Source organism: Plantibacter sp. LMC-P-059a, from assembly GCF_030209505.1.
GTDB lineage: Bacteria > Actinomycetota > Actinomycetes > Actinomycetales > Microbacteriaceae > Plantibacter.
The window spans coordinates 291631-308812 of the sequence record NZ_JARVRZ010000002.1 but is presented as its reverse complement, the minus strand read 5'-3'; the positions used below and the strand labels follow the sequence as shown (position 1 = coordinate 308812).

At 68.2% G+C, this 17182-nt stretch carries 16 protein-coding genes; 9 read left to right on the top strand and 7 right to left on the bottom strand.

Annotated elements, in window-relative coordinates:
- Position 1 precedes the first annotated feature (1 nt).
- Positions 2-976: a DUF6492 family protein gene (locus QRN27_RS04890; RefSeq protein WP_285040939.1), complete on the bottom strand. Its 975-nt coding sequence runs from the start codon at positions 974-976 to the stop codon at positions 2-4.
- Between the two features lie 390 nt (positions 977-1366).
- Between QRN27_RS04890 and QRN27_RS04885 the strand changes: the two genes are divergently transcribed.
- The 5 genes from QRN27_RS04885 to pip all read left to right on the top strand — a co-directional run bounded on the left by QRN27_RS04885 (position 1367) and on the right by pip (position 6832).
- On the top strand, positions 1367-1525 hold the full coding sequence (locus QRN27_RS04885; RefSeq protein ID WP_285040938.1) for a hypothetical protein: 159 nt from the start codon (positions 1367-1369) through the stop codon (positions 1523-1525).
- A gap of 2 nt (positions 1526-1527) precedes the next feature.
- Positions 1528-2187: a hypothetical protein gene (locus tag QRN27_RS04880; protein ID WP_285040937.1), complete on the top strand. Its 660-nt coding sequence runs from the start codon at positions 1528-1530 to the stop codon at positions 2185-2187.
- 826 nt (positions 2188-3013) lie between these two features.
- Positions 3014-3964 (top strand): LAPAL motif-containing putative phage structural protein, encoded by a 951-nt coding sequence (locus QRN27_RS04875; protein ID WP_285040936.1) that lies wholly within the window; start codon positions 3014-3016, stop codon positions 3962-3964.
- Positions 3965-4880: 916 nt separating this feature from the next.
- Positions 4881-5768, top strand: coding sequence for a KPN_02809 family neutral zinc metallopeptidase (gene ypfJ / locus QRN27_RS04870; protein WP_285040935.1), 888 nt, complete (start codon positions 4881-4883; stop codon positions 5766-5768).
- A gap of 104 nt (positions 5769-5872) precedes the next feature.
- Positions 5873-6832 carry a prolyl aminopeptidase gene (pip, locus tag QRN27_RS04865; protein ID WP_285040934.1) on the top strand — a complete coding sequence of 320 codons (960 nt, stop codon included), beginning with the start codon at positions 5873-5875 and terminating at the stop codon, positions 6830-6832.
- A gap of 137 nt (positions 6833-6969) precedes the next feature.
- Here pip and QRN27_RS04860 read toward each other — a convergent pair whose 3' ends face one another.
- The 5 genes from QRN27_RS04860 to QRN27_RS04840 all read right to left on the bottom strand — a co-directional run bounded on the left by QRN27_RS04860 (position 6970) and on the right by QRN27_RS04840 (position 12452).
- Positions 6970-7692, bottom strand: a complete 723-nt coding sequence (locus tag QRN27_RS04860; protein ID WP_285040933.1) for a polysaccharide deacetylase family protein — start codon at positions 7690-7692, stop codon at positions 6970-6972.
- A gap of 104 nt (positions 7693-7796) precedes the next feature.
- Entirely contained in the window at positions 7797-8264 is a 468-nt protein-coding gene (locus QRN27_RS04855) for an FAD synthase family protein (protein ID WP_056008516.1), read from the bottom strand.
- 123 nt (positions 8265-8387) lie between these two features.
- On the bottom strand, positions 8388-9158 hold the full coding sequence (locus tag QRN27_RS04850) for a CDP-alcohol phosphatidyltransferase family protein (RefSeq protein ID WP_285040932.1): 771 nt from the start codon (positions 9156-9158) through the stop codon (positions 8388-8390).
- Complete coding sequence (locus tag QRN27_RS04845; protein ID WP_285040931.1) at positions 9155-10423, bottom strand: glycosyltransferase; 1269 nt, start codon at positions 10421-10423, stop codon at positions 9155-9157. Before QRN27_RS04845 ends, QRN27_RS04850 begins: the two co-directional genes overlap by 4 nt.
- A 484-nt stretch (positions 10424-10907) precedes the next feature.
- Complete coding sequence (locus QRN27_RS04840) at positions 10908-12452, bottom strand: sugar transferase (protein WP_285040930.1); 1545 nt, start codon at positions 12450-12452, stop codon at positions 10908-10910.
- A 456-nt stretch (positions 12453-12908) separates the two neighbouring features.
- Here QRN27_RS04840 and QRN27_RS04835 point away from each other — a divergent pair, with 456 nt between their 5' ends.
- The 4 genes from QRN27_RS04835 (at position 12909) to QRN27_RS04820 (ending at position 16739) form a co-directional block, all read left to right on the top strand.
- Positions 12909-13394, top strand: a complete 486-nt coding sequence (locus tag QRN27_RS04835) for a MarR family winged helix-turn-helix transcriptional regulator (protein ID WP_285036464.1) — start codon at positions 12909-12911, stop codon at positions 13392-13394.
- 335 nt (positions 13395-13729) lie between these two features.
- On the top strand, positions 13730-15034 hold the full coding sequence (locus QRN27_RS04830; RefSeq protein ID WP_285040929.1) for a C40 family peptidase: 1305 nt from the start codon (positions 13730-13732) through the stop codon (positions 15032-15034).
- Between the two features lie 4 nt (positions 15035-15038).
- Positions 15039-15416 (top strand): DUF1801 domain-containing protein, encoded by a 378-nt coding sequence (locus QRN27_RS04825; RefSeq protein WP_285036469.1) that lies wholly within the window; start codon positions 15039-15041, stop codon positions 15414-15416.
- Positions 15417-15554: 138 nt separating this feature from the next.
- Positions 15555-16739, top strand: coding sequence for an SLC13 family permease (locus QRN27_RS04820; RefSeq protein ID WP_285040928.1), 1185 nt, complete (start codon positions 15555-15557; stop codon positions 16737-16739).
- Between the two features lie 24 nt (positions 16740-16763).
- On the opposite strand, the gene QRN27_RS04815 is transcribed toward QRN27_RS04820, so the two are convergent.
- On the bottom strand, positions 16764-17138 hold the full coding sequence (locus QRN27_RS04815; protein ID WP_194669179.1) for an iron chaperone: 375 nt from the start codon (positions 17136-17138) through the stop codon (positions 16764-16766).
- Between the last annotated feature and the right edge of the window lie 44 nt (positions 17139-17182).

Here is a 17182-nt window from a genome sequence, read left to right as displayed (position 1 = left end):
GTCACGATGCCCGTCCTCGGCGGGCGCGGAGCCGTCGGAGGACCATCGCCGGGTAGTACCTGGCGCGGTAGCGCACGATGAACCGCACTGCGGCCACGGTGCTCGGGAAGAGTCCTCGGGCGACCCAGAATCGAGCCACCGCGAGGACGCCGTCGCGGTCCATGCGGGCGAGGGCGGTGCGGTGGACGGCGAAGGTGGTCGTAGCAGAGGCCATCGCCTCGTCGAGGACCGCGCGGACCTGCGCGCCGGAGCGGTGCCGCGGCCAGACGGTCGGGCTCTCGAGCGGTTCGCCGGACGCGATGTCGTGCAGCGTCTCCCCGTCGGCGAGCCGCGATGCGGTGTACACGAAGAACTCGGTGAGGCCGGCGCGTTCGAACTCGGCGGAGAACCCCTGCGGGTGACGTGAGCCGAGGTCCCCGACGAGCGTCTTGACGGCCGAGGTCGACAGGAGGAACGGGGTGGCGGTCGAGGTGAAGCCGGCGACGAGGGTGTCGGCGTCGAGTCCGCTGTAGGCGAGCACGGTGCGCAGTTGCGGCTGCAGCGGGTGCTGCGCGTAGGAGTGTACGCCGCCGTTGGGCCGGCCGTCCGAGGTGAAGAGGTCGCCCGCGGATGTCGGGCGGATGAACACGGTCTTGGCGTCGAGGACGAGGTACCAGTCGGTCTCGACGCGGTCTGCGACGAGGAGCTTCAGAGCCTGCTGCGCCCGCCAGCCGCTCGTCGCCGTCGGCCCCGTGAGGAGGTCGTCCGGGCGGACGATCTCGAGCTTCGTGGCGAGGGGGCCGTAGGCCGCGGCCAGTCGGCGGCGGGCTCCGGCGCGGAGGCCGGCGGCGGAGTTGTCGATGACGAGGATCCGCGCGACGAGTGCCTGGTCGACGTACCTCGCGAGGGATCGGGCCTGGAGGCGCAACAGGTCGAACTCCGGCTCGAAGACGACCGTCACGAGGGTGACGGCGTCCGGTGAGGGCTTGGTGTTCACTGCGTCCGCTCGTTCCGGAGATCAGGCCGTCAGATCGGCGTCGGGTGGTGGTTCCGCCCTGTCGCGCCCACCGGATTCGGGTCGGGTGGGCGAGACAGCGGCTGTTGAACATGTTCAGCGTATGGGCCGGGGCAAGCGCCTTGTAGCCCCAGATCAGGGGGGACAACAAGCGGGGGGCGTCACCCCGACGGACCCCCGGCAGCGGCGGCGCACGCCGTGGTACCGCTTCGGCCAGTTGGGCATGGTCAACGCGTTCAACACCGACGTCACTTCCTCGCTGAAGGAGTGGTCCTACAACAGCAGCATCGTTCTCTAGACAGAGCCGGGTCATGGATCAATTCGTTGACCCCTCGGCGGCGCTTTTCGACGCGATTCTGCGAGGATGCTGCTATGAACAAAGAGACTGAGATTGCACTCAAGAACTACGACGCACTTGTTCGCAACAAGGGACTGGATCAGGTTTCGCTTGACTGGGAGACGAACACGGTCATCTACGGTGATGGCGGCGCGGTCATGGACGTACTTCTTGACCCGGGGTTCTTCGGGTAACGATGGGAAAGCGCAAGCGGGACGTATCAGCCGCGGAAAAGGCGAGGAGGCTCACGAAGTTCTTGCGTCGCTGCAATGAAGCGCTTTCCGGGCCGATCTTTGAGCTGGGCGACCGAGCATTCGAGGTCGCACTGGTGATGACGCGCGATGCAGACGGCAATGAAGGCGTGGACCTCCAGTTCGCGGAGGTCGGGTTTCGGGATCTGAAGGTTTCGATCGCAGACTGTCGCGTGTTCTTCATGAGCTCGGAGGGCTCCTACTTGCCCGGTATCGTTGAAGATCTTCGTGACATATCGGAGCCCGAACATTCTCAAGCTCTGCAGCCCCTCGCGGATCGTGTGGCTGGCTGTGTTCTCAACGGTCGGCTAGTAGGTACATTTTCGTACGCTGGCCGCTTGGAGATGGACAATGGCTTGGGGCCGGGGCAACTCCTCGGATCAGACCAGATCGCGATGGACTACATCTACGGCGTCGCTCTCCACGAGGACGACGATCGCATCGCTCGTCTCGAGAACATACCCAACTCGGATTCGATACGCCACACTGTGACAACCCAGTTGGCGTTTCTCATGAGTGTTGTGCAGAACGTACGTGATCAGATCCATGTGAGCCAGCTCAATGGCCGCCTGTCCGAGACGGTTGATCTAGGAACTGACACGTAGGTCAGCTCATGCGACCTCAGCTCGGCGAATCCGAGCGAGCGCAACTGGGGCGACGCTGAGCGCAGGTGCTCACAGCAATCCAGTTGATAGAGCAAGTAGCCGACGTGGTCCCTTCCCTCCGCCACCGGCCAATAGCGTGCGTAGTGTGGTCGAGAAAGCGGCTGAAAACTGCATCGACGCCTGCTCGGTGTCCCGTTGCCGCCGGTCCCGTTCGGCGGCCCGTCATACCCATCACGCTTCGACGGAAGATCCCATCGCACCATTATGCTCGCGCGCTCGAGCGTCGGCGGGGTGCCTATGAGGACGCGCGCGCCCGGGTCGATGTCGCAGCGGTGCACGCAGAACACGTCTTCGCAGAGGTCGTCGCGCCGGCGCTGGATGATCACCTTCGGATGGATTATCGGGTCGTTGCGCATCCGCAGTCACATGTCGACGTCGTAGCGGAGGGATCGGAAGAGTGCCATGTTGACGATCGCAGAGACAGCAGGGGACACTCAAGCCGGCCCCGGCGAGGCAGCGGTGCTCAGCCCCGGGTGGGTTCAAGATGAGGCTGTTCGTCGTGCGTCAGCCCTTTAGAAAATCGCGGCGGGCTGCCTCACCCATCCATTCGAGTTCTTCCTCGACCGCCTGCTCTTCGTAGAGTTCCTTCGGATTTAGTTCTCGATCTGCGCTCATGGCGATATTGTACCCGGGGCTCTGCACCCCTTTCAGCGGCTCGGGACAGGGGATAGCCCCTTCCCTGATTCTCCCGGATAGGGAATCCGCGAGAGAGCTTAGGAGCGCGTCCGTTACGGTGAGCTGAGTAGCAGCCATTTGGGGGATATGTATGAGCGACCAGGACACTCATGACGCACGAGCTGCGATGAACGAGCTGATTCAGCTCAGGTTCAGTGACACGGATGGATCCGTGCGCGACATCAACGCTGCTGAACTCGCCGAGGTGCTGCAAGGGCTGGTGGAGTTTACAAGCGAGCTAGCCAAGTCTGGTGCTTTCGGAGACGGTGCTCCGCCAGAGGTTCGAATTCGTCCGGCTAAGGAAGGGTCATTCATCGTTGAAGCGATCCTGCAGTGGATCAACGACAACCCCGAGGGGTCAGTGTCTCTGGCGCTAGGGACCGGCGGTGCGGTGGTGCAAGGCCTCAATGTCGCAGCCCGGCGGCTGCGGGGTGAGCCGACCGATTTCGAGTACCTCGAGAATGGCTATGTGAAGCTGAAGTGGCCGGGAGACAAGGTCGACGAGGTGCCGCGTGAGGTGTGGGACGCGCTCAAGAAGATGAAGAAGCGCACACGTGGCGCGATGCGCAAGATCATGGCCCCGCTGAGCGATGATGTCGAAATCCTCGAGGTGCGCGAGGGCTCCACGAATGTGGCCACACAGGAACTGGCGGCGACCGACGCCGACTTGGTGCTGGATCGTACGGACTATCGTGAGGCGGCCCACGAGGTGGACGAGATCGAGGAGACAACTTCTACGTTCTCCATCGAGGCGAAGCTGTCCAGCATCGACTTCCGCCCAGGTGAGAAATGGCGCGTCGAGACCAACCAGGGCAGTCGCCTTGTTACCATCGAGGACACCAACTTCCTGCTCGAGATCGACCGTGGCATGGCCATCCACAAGGACGACATCTTCGACGTCACGGTCCGCGAGAACCGCACGGTGAAGAACGGCAGCACCACGAAGGTCTGGACCGTATTGACGGTGGATCGAACCCGCCGAGGAGGCGATGATGGACACAATGACTCATCAGCGGTCTCACCGGCCACGCCACCGCGGTAGTCGCGGGTTGGACCTGACCAGCGCGGCGATTCTGTTCGTCGCGTTGGCCGCACTTGTACTTGCCTTCATCGCGATCGCGAAGAGCGATACGACGCCTCTTATCGTCGTTCCGCCCGTGCTGCTTGGCGCTTGGGCGATCGCAACTCTGCGACGCTGACAGGCGCAGGGCGAATCGCCGCCGCAAGGAGAGAGCTTGCGGCGGCGATTCGTTGTGTGACCCAGGAGGTCCACGACCGGGCCAATCGGCGAGGGACGGGAAACGTCAAGAATCCGTGCGTGTGAACACGGTCTGATGCCGGAGGTCGTCCTCCGACATGGGTGGAGTGCGTTGCCCCTGCTTGCCGCTGGAAGGTTTGAATTAGCCTCGTGAGCACGAACGTCTTTGAACGTCGGGCCTTCGGCGTAACAGGACGTCACGGTGGGCTGAAGTGCAGATCAAGGGGATCGGCGTGAAGCGGCCTTCTCGCGTGAGGGTCGAGTTTGCGGAGGAGCGGTTCGAAGGAAAGGCTGTGGGTCTCGGCTGCGCGGCTGGAAGTGCTCTGGGATGAGCAGACATCGACCGAGATGAGCTGGTGGAGCTCCGGCGAGAAGTTGCCCACCTCGGCCGTCTCACCCAGCGATCGATCAACAAGGTTCGGGAGTTGTGGTCACCGAAACTTGCAGATCAGTTGGAACACGAACTCCTGACCCCCCCCCCAGGACCACACCCCGGCCACGGCGAGGACTCAGATCGAGCTGCTTTCAAATCGATGTATCACTGGGTGAAGCGGGAGGACGGCTGAAGGCGCGATCCTTAGTCAGTCCGCAGCGAGTCCGCAAGAGCTCCAAACAGGACGCATCGCGCCCTACACTCAACAACGCCAACAACCCGGAAAACAAGGGAGATGGGCCGCTACTACGGCGGCCGACGAAGCCTATGACGTTCAACGACAACGCCGACATCAGCGGGAACAAGGTCAAGCGACGGGGCAAGACCACCGGCATCGCCGTCGGTGGCGGCGCGGTGGGGGTCATCGTCATCGCGCTCATCTCTCAGTTCCTCGGCGTCGACGTCTCGGGCATCCTCGGCGGCGGGGGCGTCGGTGGCGGATCGCAGGAGGAGACCCTCCTCTCCGAGGAGTGCCAGACGGGCGCCGACGCGAACGCGAACGTCGATTGCCGGATGGGTGGTGCCTACTCTTCGCTCGACGACTACTGGTCGGAGGAACTCCCCGCGCTCGGCGTGGACTACACCTCGCCGGCGGACTTCATCATCTTCGACCAGCAGACGAACACCGGATGCGGCGCGGCCTCGAGTGCCACCGGCCCGTTCTACTGCCCGCCGGACCAGACCATCTACATCGACACGAGCTTCTACGGCGAGCTGCGCGACCGCTTCGGCGCCTCGGGTGGCCCGCTCGCGGAGATGTACGTCGTCGCCCACGAGTGGGGCCACCACATCCAGGCGCTCACTGGCGTCATGGACCGCGCCGACCGTAGCGGCACCGGGCCGGCGTCCGACTCCGTGCGCATCGAGGTCCAGGCCGACTGCTTCGCCGGCGCCTGGGTGGCGGCGGCGTCCGACACCGAGGACGCCAAGGGCGTCGCCTTCCTGAAGCCCGTGACGCAGCAGGAGATCGACGACGCGCTGAGCGCCGCGGCCGCGGTGGGCGACGACCGCATCCAGGAGGCGGCGACCGGCCAGGTGAACCCCGAGGCGTGGACACACGGCTCGGCCGAGCAACGCCAGCGCTGGTTCATGACCGGGTACAACGGTGGTCCGGCCGCCTGCGACACCTTCTCGGTGTCGGCCGACCAGCTCTGACACACCTGGGGGAACGGTGTGGTGGCACCACCAGCCGGACGATCCACGCCATGCTAGAACGACCAGTGCGACGCGTCGAGCGCGCACCGAGGAAGGACAGGACCATGGGCGAGCCGTATCCCGCGATCGAGCCGTACGAGACCGGCATGCTCGACGTCGGCGACGGACAGTCGCTGTACTGGGAGACCTCCGGCAACCCCGACGGGAAGCCCGTCGTCTTCCTCCACGGCGGACCCGGCGGCGGCACGAGCCCCGTCCACCGCCGCCTCTTCGATCCGAAGCGCTACCGGATCGTCCTCGTCGACCAGCGCGGCTGCGGCCGAAGCACCCCGCACGCGAGCGATCCCGCCGCCGACCTCTCCACCAACACCACGTGGCACCTCGTCGCCGACCTCGAGACGCTGCGGAAGGCGCTGAAGATCAAGCGCTGGATGGTGTTCGGCGGGTCCTGGGGCTCCACCCTCGCGCTGGCCTACGCCCAGAAGCACACGAAGCGCGTGACCGAGCTCGTCCTCCGCGGCATCTTCACCCTGCGCGACGAGGAGCTCGACTGGTTCTACGAGGGCGGTGCGGCAGCCGTCTTCCCCGACCTGTGGGAGGGCTACCTCGAACCGATCCCCGTCGAGGAGCGCCGTCGGCTCATCGAGGCCTACCACCGGCGCCTGTTCGACGAGGACCCGGCCGTGCACGGTCCGGCGGCGGTCGCCTGGTCGCGCTGGGAGTCCTCGACCATCACGCTGCTCCCGCAGGCTGAGACCGTCGCCCGCTTCACCGACCCGCGGTTCGCCGTCGCGTTCGCGCGCATCGAGAACCACTTCTTCACCAACCGCGGCTGGTTCGAACCCGGCCAGCTCATCCGCGACGCCGACAAGCTCGCCGGTGTTCCTGGCGTCATCGTCCAGGGCCGCTACGACATGTGCACCCCGGTCTTCACCGCCTGGGACCTGCACCGGGCGTGGCCCGAGGCCGAGTTCACGATCGTCCCCGACGCCGGACACGCGTTCGACGAACCGGGCATCCTCTCGGCGCTCATCGACGCGACCGACCGCTTCGCGAAGGATTGAGCGGCTCCCGGCGACGCCCTTCGACAAGCTCAGGGACCGGGACCGCCCTTCGACAGGGTCAGGGACCGGGGAGGCTCAGGACCGGGACCGCCCTTCGACAGGCTCAGGGACCGGATCGGCTCAGGGGCCGGGTGCCGCTATTCCGAGAAGCGGGCGCGGCGCACGGCCTTGCCGTCGCGCAGGGCCTCGCCCAGCGAGCGCCCCACGAGCCCTTCGCGGGCGAATCCGCTGAGGAGCTCCTCGGCGAGCGCACCGCGGTCGACGTCGGGCTCCGGGCCGTCGTCGACGCCGTCGGCAGGGCCGGCGAAGCCGTCGTGCGCGAGCAGGATCGACCCCTGGTGGCAGTGCCGGACGGCGTGGGCGACGCGCTCGTGTTCGCCGACGTCCTTGACGTCCCACGCGGTCGCGGTCCACAGCACCGTCTGGAGGCCGGCCCGCTTGACCGCCTGCCACGTTTCGATGCTCTGCGCGCCGTACGGCGGCCGGAACCACTCGATCCGCTGCCCGCTCAGTTGCTCCAGCTCCTGCTTCGCGGCGAGGGTCCGCCGGTAGGCGACCTCCTCGGGGAAGTCGGTGAGGCGGACGTGGTCGTCACCGTGGAGGGCGAGTTCATGCCCCTCGGCCACGATGCGGTGGAGCAGTTCGGGGTGCTTCCTGGCCCGTCCGACGAGGACGAAGAAGGTCGCGGTGGCGCCGGCCGCGGCGAGGGCGTCCAGCACGCCAGGCGTGCCGTCGGGGCTCGGGCCGTCGCCGTAGGTCATGACGACCGTGCGCTCCTCGGTGGCGACGCCGACGATGGAACCGTGGACGGGCAGTGAGCCGGTGAGGCGTGCCAGCAGTGCCTGCCGAGCCTTCGTCATGTGTCCACCGCCCCGTGTGTCGATCCGTCCAACAGTACCTCGATGCGCTGCGGATGGGGAGCGTGGGGCTGCGGGCCCGAAACCGGCGATCGTGCCCGGGGGACTCAGGCCTGGACGAGCGTGGCGTCGAGCTCGCGCTGCTCGTCGAGCTGGGCGAGTGCGCGTCGGAGCGCCGTGCTCGAGGTGCTCATCGTGTACGGGAAGTAGACGACCTCGACACCCACCTTCGCGAACTCCGCTTCGAGGCGGAGGCCTTCGGCGGTGCCGCGCCAGTCGTCACCCTTGAAGAAGATGTCGAAGCGCAGCGCGTCCCACGCCTGCAGCTTGTCGTCCCAGGTCTCCTCGACCGCCTCGTCGACGAAGCCGATGTGGCGGACGATCTCGAGTCGCTCCGTCAGCGGCACGATGGGCTCGATGCGCTTGCGGGTGCGGAGCAGCTCGTCCGAGACGACCCCGGCGATGAGGTAGTCGCAGGCGCTCTTCGCGTGCCGGAGGATGTTCAGGTGGCCGACGTGGAACAGGTCGAATGCTCCGGCGGCGTAGCCGACACGTCCAGTGCCTCGTTCATGCATGTCGGGTGTTCCTCTCCTCGATCGGACGGCGATGTGCGGCGCCACGATGAGCCTGTTGTGAGCCTAGGGACGGGTGGTCTCCAGCGAGAGTCCACCTTCGGGTGCCGCCTGTTCGGGGGCTGGTCACGCGTCGACGCGGGCGGCGTCCAGTCGCGTCATGTCGCGGAACCACTTGATCGAGGCGAGGAGCAGGTGCCCGGCGTTCGCGACGAACATGAGGGTGTACGCCGCGAAGAAGAGGTACGGGGCGCCCAGCAGGAGGAATACCATGCACAGGAAGCCGTAGTCGGTCGGGATGACGAGGAGCGAGCGCAGGGGCGTGCTCTTGCCCTCGGCGGTCGAGGTCGGGTATCCGTAGGCCTGCTTGAGCTGGTCGTTGAGGATCATCGCGAAGAACGACACGGCGCCGACGATGCAGTAGCCGATCGGGATGAGCAGCAGCTCGGGCGTCGGGAGGTCGAAGCCGCGGTACGCGGTGATGAGCACGGCGAGGTGCAGGGTGGAGATCTTCGTGGCGTCGACGACGTGGTCGAGCCACTCGCCGCTGGCCGAACCGCCGCCGCGCAGCCTGGCGACCTGGCCGTCAGCTGAGTCGAAGGCGTAGCCGATCGCGAGCGCGAGCCAGACGGCGACGCCGGACCACCACTCCAGGGGGAGGAGCAACAGCATCGCGATGCCGGAGAAGGTGAACACGGCGCTGATGGCCGTGACGAGGTTCGGGGTGAGCCCCACCTTGTAGGCACCGGCGGCGAGGTAGCGGCCGGCCTTGCGGTTCACGTAGATCGAGTAGGCGGGTGCTCCCGCCGCACGCTTCTTCTGTGCGCCGGCGAGGCGGGCGACGATGTCGGCGTAGGACTCGGGGATCGAACGGGTGTCGGCAGTGATTCGGGTCATGCCAAGCCTCCGGTGGTCTCGGTGATGCGTGTCGGTGTGGTGTGTACGACCGGTTTCGGGTTCCAGTCGATGGGGAGGCGGAAGAAACGTCCGGTGCCGTGGATCGTCGCGCCGTCGGCGAGGCGCATGGCGAGCGCCTCGTAACCGTCGGCGATGTCGTCCCAGCGGTAGACCTCGGCGGCACGCGCCTGGAGGGCTGCTCCGACGGCCGCGGTGGCGGCCTCGTCCTGTTCGGCGCGTTCGATGCAGCGTGCGACCTCGTCGGTCGTGGCGAAGAAGGTGCCGGAGCCGCCGACGACCTCGTGGTTGAACACTGAGTCGAAGCCGATCACGGCCGTGCCGGCGCCCATGGCGCGCAGCAGCGACGGGTTCGTCCCGCCGACGGAGTGGCCGTGGACGTAGGTGAGCGCACCGGCGTAGAGCTGGTCGAGGAGTTCCTGGTCCCAGACGCCACCGAGCAGGTGCACGCGCGGGTCGCTCGCCGCGAGCGTGGCGATGCGTTCGCTGTGCTCGGCGCCGTACGGTGCCGACCCCACGACGACGAGAGGGTGACGGGCGTTGCTCGCGAGGTAGCCCTCGACGATCAGGTCGACATGGTTCTCCGGTTCGAACCGGGCGACCACGAGGTGGAAGGCCCCGGCTTCGACGCCGGCTCCGGAGCCGAGCAGGTCCGTGCGGGGCTGCTCGAGGATCTTCGCGCCGTAGGTGAGGAGTTCGGTCGGGACGCCGAACTGCTGCTCGTAGTAGTCGGCGATCCCCGCGGCGTCCGCGATGAGCGCGTCGGCCGTGCGGACGGATCGTTCCTCGGCCCAGCGGTAGTAGCGCTTGCCGGAACCGCTCCACTTCGCGCGCTTCCATTCGAGCCCGTCCACGTGCACGGCGGTCGGGACGCCCTTGGCACGGATGACGGGGACGAAGGGGGCGTTCGCGGCGTTGAAGACGAAGGCGACGTCGTGGCGCTTCGTGACGGCCATGTTCAACACCGACAGCGCCGTGTGGCTGAGGGTCTCCAGGACCTTCTTGCGGACGGCGGGCAGGTGCACGAGGCGCATCCCCAGGTGCTCGTCCGGCTGGTCGGCGGCGGTGCGACGGCAGAAGACGGTGACGTCGTGGCCGCGGGCGGCGAGCCGACTGCCGATCTCCTCGACGGCCGTCTCGAACCCGCCGTAAGCGGCGGGGACACCACGGGTGCCGACCATCGCGATACGGAGCGTGCCGTCGGCCTGGCGGCCGTGGGCGACGCTCCTGCGCTTCGGGGCCCTCATCGGGTGGTGGCCGCGGCGGATCGCGCGACGGACTGCAGGGTGGTGGTCATGGCTGAGTTCGGGTCTCTCATGATGTCGCTGCCGGCCCACGGGGTTCGGGTGTGCGCCGCTGCTGCTGGCCGGCGTCTCGGGCGCCGGTGTTCGGGTATCGCGTGCCCGGTCGGGTTCCGGTGCACGGCGACGATGTCACAGCTCGCGCTCACGGCCCGGTGGTGTCCGCCTTCGGGGGCGGACGGCGTCGATGCTCGCGTCGCTCGGGTAAGCGTCACGGATCTCGATGCACGATCGGGTTCGTGCGCGCGAGCGGCGTCATTGACCTGGTGAATCGTGTCGACGGGTTCGGGTGTTTCGGGTGTCGAACGACTCATCGGTTCGCGGTGATGGTGACGACTGTAGCGAAGTGTTGTCCCCTCCGGAAGGAGTTTTGTCCTCTTTTTGCAGGACACCCCTCGCTTTGGGGGCATCACCGACAGCAGTCCTCGCATCAGTACGCGCCGACCGGTTTCAGGACCACCTTGACGGTCTGCCACATGATCATGAGGTCGCCGGTGATCGACCAGTTCTCGACGTAGTAGAGGTCCAGTCGGACGCTCTCGTCCCAGCTCAGGTCGGAGCGTCCGGAGACCTGCCACATGCCCGTGAGCCCTGGCTTGATGTGGAGGCGACGGTGGACGTCCTTCTCGTACTCGGCGACCTCGCTCGCGAGCGGCGGGCGCGGGCCCACGAGGCTCATGTCACCCGTGAGGATGTTCCAGAGCTGGGGGAACTCGTCGAGCGAGTACTTGCGGAGGATGCGGCCCACCCGCGTCACCCGCGGGTCGTTCTTCATCTTGAACAGCACACCGTTGCCCTCGCTCTGCGCCATCAAGGCGGGCAGTGCGGCTTCGGCGTCGGTGATCATCGACCGGAACTTGAACATCGTGAACCGCTCGCCGTTGCGCCCCACGCGCTCCTGACGGAAGAGGACCGGGCCCGGGCTGTCGAGCTTGATCGCGAGTGCGAGGAGGGCCAGCACGGGGGAGATGAGCAGCAGGCCGAGGCTCGTGAGGCCGACGTCGAGGGCGCGCTTCATGATGTGGTGACCGCCCTCGAACTGCGGGATCTCCACGTGGATGAGCGGCAGCTCCTCGACGGGACGGAAGTGGATGCGGGGGCCGGCGACGTCGGTGAGGCGCGCGGCGAGGACGAGCTCGGTCGCGGTGCCCTCGAGGTCCCAGCCGAGTCGGCGGATGTAGTCGCTGCCGCCGTCGACCGGCCCGGCGATGATGACGGCGTCGGCGGTGAGGTTCGCGGCGGCCTGGGCGACGCCGTCGACGTGGGCGATGACGGGGACGGACCGGCCGCGGCTCGAGAACGGCTCGGCGGTCTCCTCGTCGGTGATGGCGGCGCCCACGACGGTGTAGCTCATGCTGTGCTGCTTGGCGACTTGCTGGAGGACGTAGTCGACGTCGTCGCGGCGGCCGACGACGACGGTCCGTGCCGTGTACTCACCGACGCGGCGACGGCTAAGCAGCCACCGACGCCACATCCATCGGGAGGCGAGCAGGGCGAGGGTCCCAGCCGGCAGGGCGAGGATGAAGTAGCCGCGCGCGATGTCGACCTTCGCGATGAGGAACGCGATCGCGAGGATGCCGAACGCGAACGCGCTGGCGTTGACGACGCGCTTGTACTCGATGACGCCGGAACCGATGATGCGGCTGTCGCGGGTCCTCGTGAACCCGAGGAAGGCGAGCCAGACGACCACGATGAGGCCGGACAGCAGGACGTAGAGCTGCTGGGCCTCCGGGCCGACGGGCTCGTCGCCGAACCGCACGACGAAGGCCGCGGAGACGGCGAAGAGGGCGATGGCGCTGTCGGTGAGGACGAGCCAGCGGCGGTAGCGCTTCGACCACTCCCGCTGGGTCAGTGAGGTGACGGCGGCGGGTGAGGACTCGGCGCGGATCGCGGACGCACGGCGTCGGCCCAGCGTGACCGGCGTCGCGATCGGGCCGGTCATCGGGAACGGGCTCTCGGAGAGTTCGGCGCTCATGCGTGGTTCCGTCGCTGTGTGCGCGGGCGGGTCTGTCGGAAGGACCGACGGCGGTTCGGGTACGTCGTCATGGGGGCTGCTATCCACTTGTGGGTTCGGGTGTGGTTCGGGTGCGCGGTGCGCACGGGCGGTTCGGGCCGCCCGCGGAGAACGCGACGTCGTTCGTGTCCCCACGACCGATCGACGATGTCGATCGGGATGACCGTCCCCCTTGGATATCCCTCAACTGTAGGAAGCGGGGGTCATCGACGGATCCCCCACTCCAGGGGGTCGGCGGCCCCCAATTCTGGGGGTGAGGTAGGTGTGCCACGCGCGATTCCGTCGTGGATCGACCTCCCGGCGACGGACTTCGTCGCTCGGCCGACAAGCGACGGATTGGGGGACAGCACTCCTGCCCCGCGTCGTTGCGGGGAGCGGTGGAGGTCTCCTCTGAGGCTCGGGCGCTACATTGGTGCCATGGATGGAGTGCGTGCGACCGACGGCGTGGTCGCCGACGCCGCTCGCGATCCGATGGCGGATTGGCCCACGGGGCGTCTGCTGTCGACCGCCGCGCGCCTCATCGAGCACACCTGGCAGCAGGCCCTGGACGGCATCGGCGTCACGCACGCCGGCCTCATCGTCCTGCACCTCCTGGACAGCGGGCCGGCGAGCCAGAAGGACCTCGCCCGCCGCGCCCGGGTGCAGAACCAGACGATGTCACGCACCCTCGACCGACTGGAACGCGCCGGGCTCATCGAGCGCATCGCGGCCGCCGACGACCGCCGACGCCACGTGGTGAGCCGGACCGCGGCCGGCGACGAGGCCTGGCTCGCCGCCCACCGGTTGGAAGCCGACGTCTTCCCCGAGCTACCGGACGAATCGGCCTTGCGCTCGCAGCTGCTGGCGATCATCCGCTCGGGCGAGTCCTCCCGCTGGTCGCCCGAGGACGTCGAACCCGCCTGACCCGTTCGCCCGGCGTGTCTGCCCCGGTCACTGAGCTTCCTTCCTCGGTCGCTGAGCTTCCTTCCCCCGGTCACCGAGCTTCCTTCCCCGGTCGCTGAGCTTCCTTCCCCGGTCACTGAGCTTGTCGAAGTGCCCCCGAGGAACCTTCGTGACGCGATCCCACCGAGTCCGGGCGGGCCGCCGACACGCCTCCGCCCCCATTCCGGGGGTATTCGAGCTGGTGCTGCGGGACGAGAGTGGCTAGTGTGATCAAAGTTTCTATTGTGACTGTTGTGACACGATGTCGACCGCGACCCGCCGGTGTCGGAGTGATCGTGTCGTCGGACTGGAGAATGATGACCCCCGCACGAACGCCTGGTGCGCAGTACGGCCGCCGCCGTCCCTGGCTGGCGATGGCCCTCTCCGTCGGCGTCGTCACCGCCTCGCTCACCCTCGGCGTGCTGCCGGCGCACGCGGACGACTACCCGAGCTGGGCGGACGTCGAGGCGGCGAAGTCGAGCGAGTCCGCGAAGGCCGCCGAGATCACCAACATCACGGCGCTCATCACCTCCCTCCAGGAGCAGTCGGACGCCGCGTTCCGCACGGCGCAGATCGCCGCTGAGTCCTACCGGCAGGCGCAGGACGCCGTGACCGAGGCGACCGCCCGCGAGTCCGCCCTCCAGGCGCAGGCCGACGCCGCTGCGGCGGCCGCGAAGGTGTCGAAGCAGCGCGCCGGTGCACTCATCGCGCAGCTCTCCCGTGGGGGCGGCGGCGACGTCTCGCTCGACCTCGTCCTCGGCGCCGGCGAGTCCGACGACCTCCTCTCGCGACTGTCCGTCATGGACAAGCTCGGCGAGCGCAACGCCGCGAGCTACGCCGAGGCGGTCACCGACCGGAATGCGGCGTCCGGGCTCACCGACCAGGCGGAGGTCGCGAAGACCGAACGCGAGCGACTCGAGGGCGAGGCGCAGACGAAGTACGACGAGGCGGAGAGTGCTTCGGCTGCGGCATCTGCCGCGGTCGCCGCGCAGGAGCAGCAGGCCGAGCAGCTGTACGCGCAGCTCGCCTCCCTGAAGAACACCACGGCCGAGACCGAGCGGGGCTACGCGGCCGGTGAGTCCGCCCGTCAGGCGGCGGAGGCCGCAGCAGCTGCGGCGGCCGCAGCGGCGAACACGCCCCCGGCCTCGAACGGTGGGTCGTCGGGTGGCGGCGGCTCGAGCAGCGGCGGTGGCGGTGGTGGCGGTGCCTCCAGCGGTGGTGGCGGGGGCAGCCCGGTCGCGCCGCCGAACTCCGCCGGCGTCGAGTCGGCGATCGCCTTCGCGCTCGCGCAGGTCGGCAAGGGCTACCAGCTCGGCGGCTCCGGCCCCGACGTCTGGGACTGCTCGGGCCTCACCCGGGCCGCATACGGCAGTGGCATCGGTACCCACTCGGCGACGAACCAGTACTACACGATGCAGTCGCAGGGACGCCTCGTGCCCTACAGCCAGAAGCAGCGCGGCGACCTCATCTTCTGGTCGAGCGGCTACGACTATTACCACGTCGCGATCTACCTCGGGAACGGCCAGATCGTCGAGGCGGCCAACGAGCGGGCCGGCACGCGTGTCGGTGGCATCTGGGGATCCGGCGACGTCGCGGCGTACGTCGGTCGCCCGACGGGTTGATCCCATGACCTCCGCCGAGGTCGACGCCTATCTCGACTCCCTCTCGCACCAGCTGAAGCCGGCGGTGGTGCGGCTGCGCGAGGCCATCATGGCCTCCGACGAGGGGTTCTCGGAGCACTTGAAGTGGAAGGCACCGAGCTTCGTCTACGCCGGCGAGGACCGCGTGACCTTCGCGCTGCACCCGGCGAACCGGATCCGCATCGTGCTGCACCGGGGCGTGCAGCGTCGGGCCGACGCCGAGGGGTTCCGGTTCGAGGACCCGTCCGGTCTCGTCGTCTGGGCGGCACCCGACCGCGGTGTCGTCACCTTCGCGAGTGTCGAGGCCGCGGCCGATGCCGAGACCGCGCTCCTCGAGCTCATCGGGCGCTGGGTTCGGGCCTGACCCGTCCGACACGGTACCCCGATCCGGCTCGGCCGCCGGGCGTGTCAGGGTGGTCGGCACTCGCCGGATCGAGCGACGTATGATCGACTGCCGAGCGAGCGACAGCGCGCCGACCCACCCGTCCTGAAGGAGGCGCCCGTGCGCAGTGCCGTGCTCGGCGTCGTCCTGCTCGTCATCGGGGCGATCGCGATCCTCACCGGGATCCTCCCGGGGAGCGAGGCGCTCGGCATCGCAGATCGCGTGTGGCCGATCCTCCTGTTCGTCGTGGCGATCACCGTCGTCGCCGAGCTCGCCGCGGATGCGGGACTGTTCACCCTCGTCGCCTCGCGCCTCGTGCGGTGGGGCCGGGGGAGCACCTGGTTGCTGTGGGTGCTCGTCGTCGCGCTGGCCACACTCAGCACCGTGTTCCTCTCGCTCGACACCACGGCCGTCCTCCTGACGCCGGTCGTGATCACGCTCGCCCGGCACGCGGGACTCTCGCCGGTGCCCTTCGCGCTCACCACCGTGTGGCTGGCGTGTACGGCGTCATTGCTGCTACCGGTGTCGAACCTCACGAACCTGCTCGCCGAGCACGCGATCGACGAGGCCTCGGCGGCATCGGGCGGCGGCCCGCTGGGTCCGGGAGGCTTCGCCGCGCTCCTCGTCGTTCCGGCGATCATCGCGGTCGTCGTCCCGTGCATCGTCCTCGCGATCGTCTACCGTCGACAGCTCACCGGCCGGTACACGGTGGGCGTCGAGGCGAGCGACGACGACCGCGTGCTGCTGTGGGTCTCCGGGCTCGTCGTGCTCGTGCTGCTGCCGCTGCTGGTGTCCGGGATCCCGGTGTGGATGTCGGCCCTCGGGGCGGCCGTGGTGCTGGTGGTCGTGTTCCTCGTCAGACGTCCGCGCGCGCTCCGCCCGGCACTCGTCCCCTGGCAGCTCCTCCTCCTCGCGTCCGGGCTCTTCCTCGTCGTCGAGGCTGCCCACGCGATGGGGCTGGCGCGTCTACTGGCATCGATCGCCGGCACGGGCGACTCCCTTCCGGCGCTCCTGCAGCTGGCCGGAGTCGGCATGGCCAGCGCGAACCTCGTCGACAACCTACCGGCCTACCTCGCGCTCGAGCCGGTGGCCGGCGACCCGGTGCGGTTCGCCGCCCTGCTCATCGGCGTGAACGCCGGGGCGCTCATCACGCCGTGGGCGGCCCTCGCGACCCTGCTCTGGCACAGCCGGTTGCAGGCGGCGGACGTCGAGTTCGGCTGGGCACGCTTCATCGCGCTCGGGTTCGTGGTCGCGCCGCTGACGGTCGCCCTCGCGACCGTCGGGCTGTGGCTGGCACAAGGCTGAGCGAGCCGGGCCGAGGCCGGGTCCTCAGTGTTCGTGGCGTGCGTCGGCGGCGCGGCGGCGGGCCAGTAACTCGGTGACGATCCGATCGATGAGCTCGAAGGGGATCGGCCGACTGAACGGGAACTGGAGCGTGTCCTTCGCCGCGCGGTAGTCGGCGACGGCCGACTGGAGCGGTTCGTCAAACGGTGGGATCGAGTACAGCGCGATGTGGTGCTTCCACGCGCCGAGGTAGAGCAGGTAGCGGTCGTCGAGCATGAAGGTCGGCATGCCGTACCGGATGGCCTCGGTGATCTCCGGGACGATCCGGTGCACGCGGAGACGGATCTCCTCGATGGCGTCGGCGGGGTCGGTCGGCAGCGCGGCCAGGTAGTCGTCGATGGTGCTCGGTGTACCAGGCATGTGCGTCCTCCCCAGGCCTCGGACGGCACGGGACCCTCCGTCCC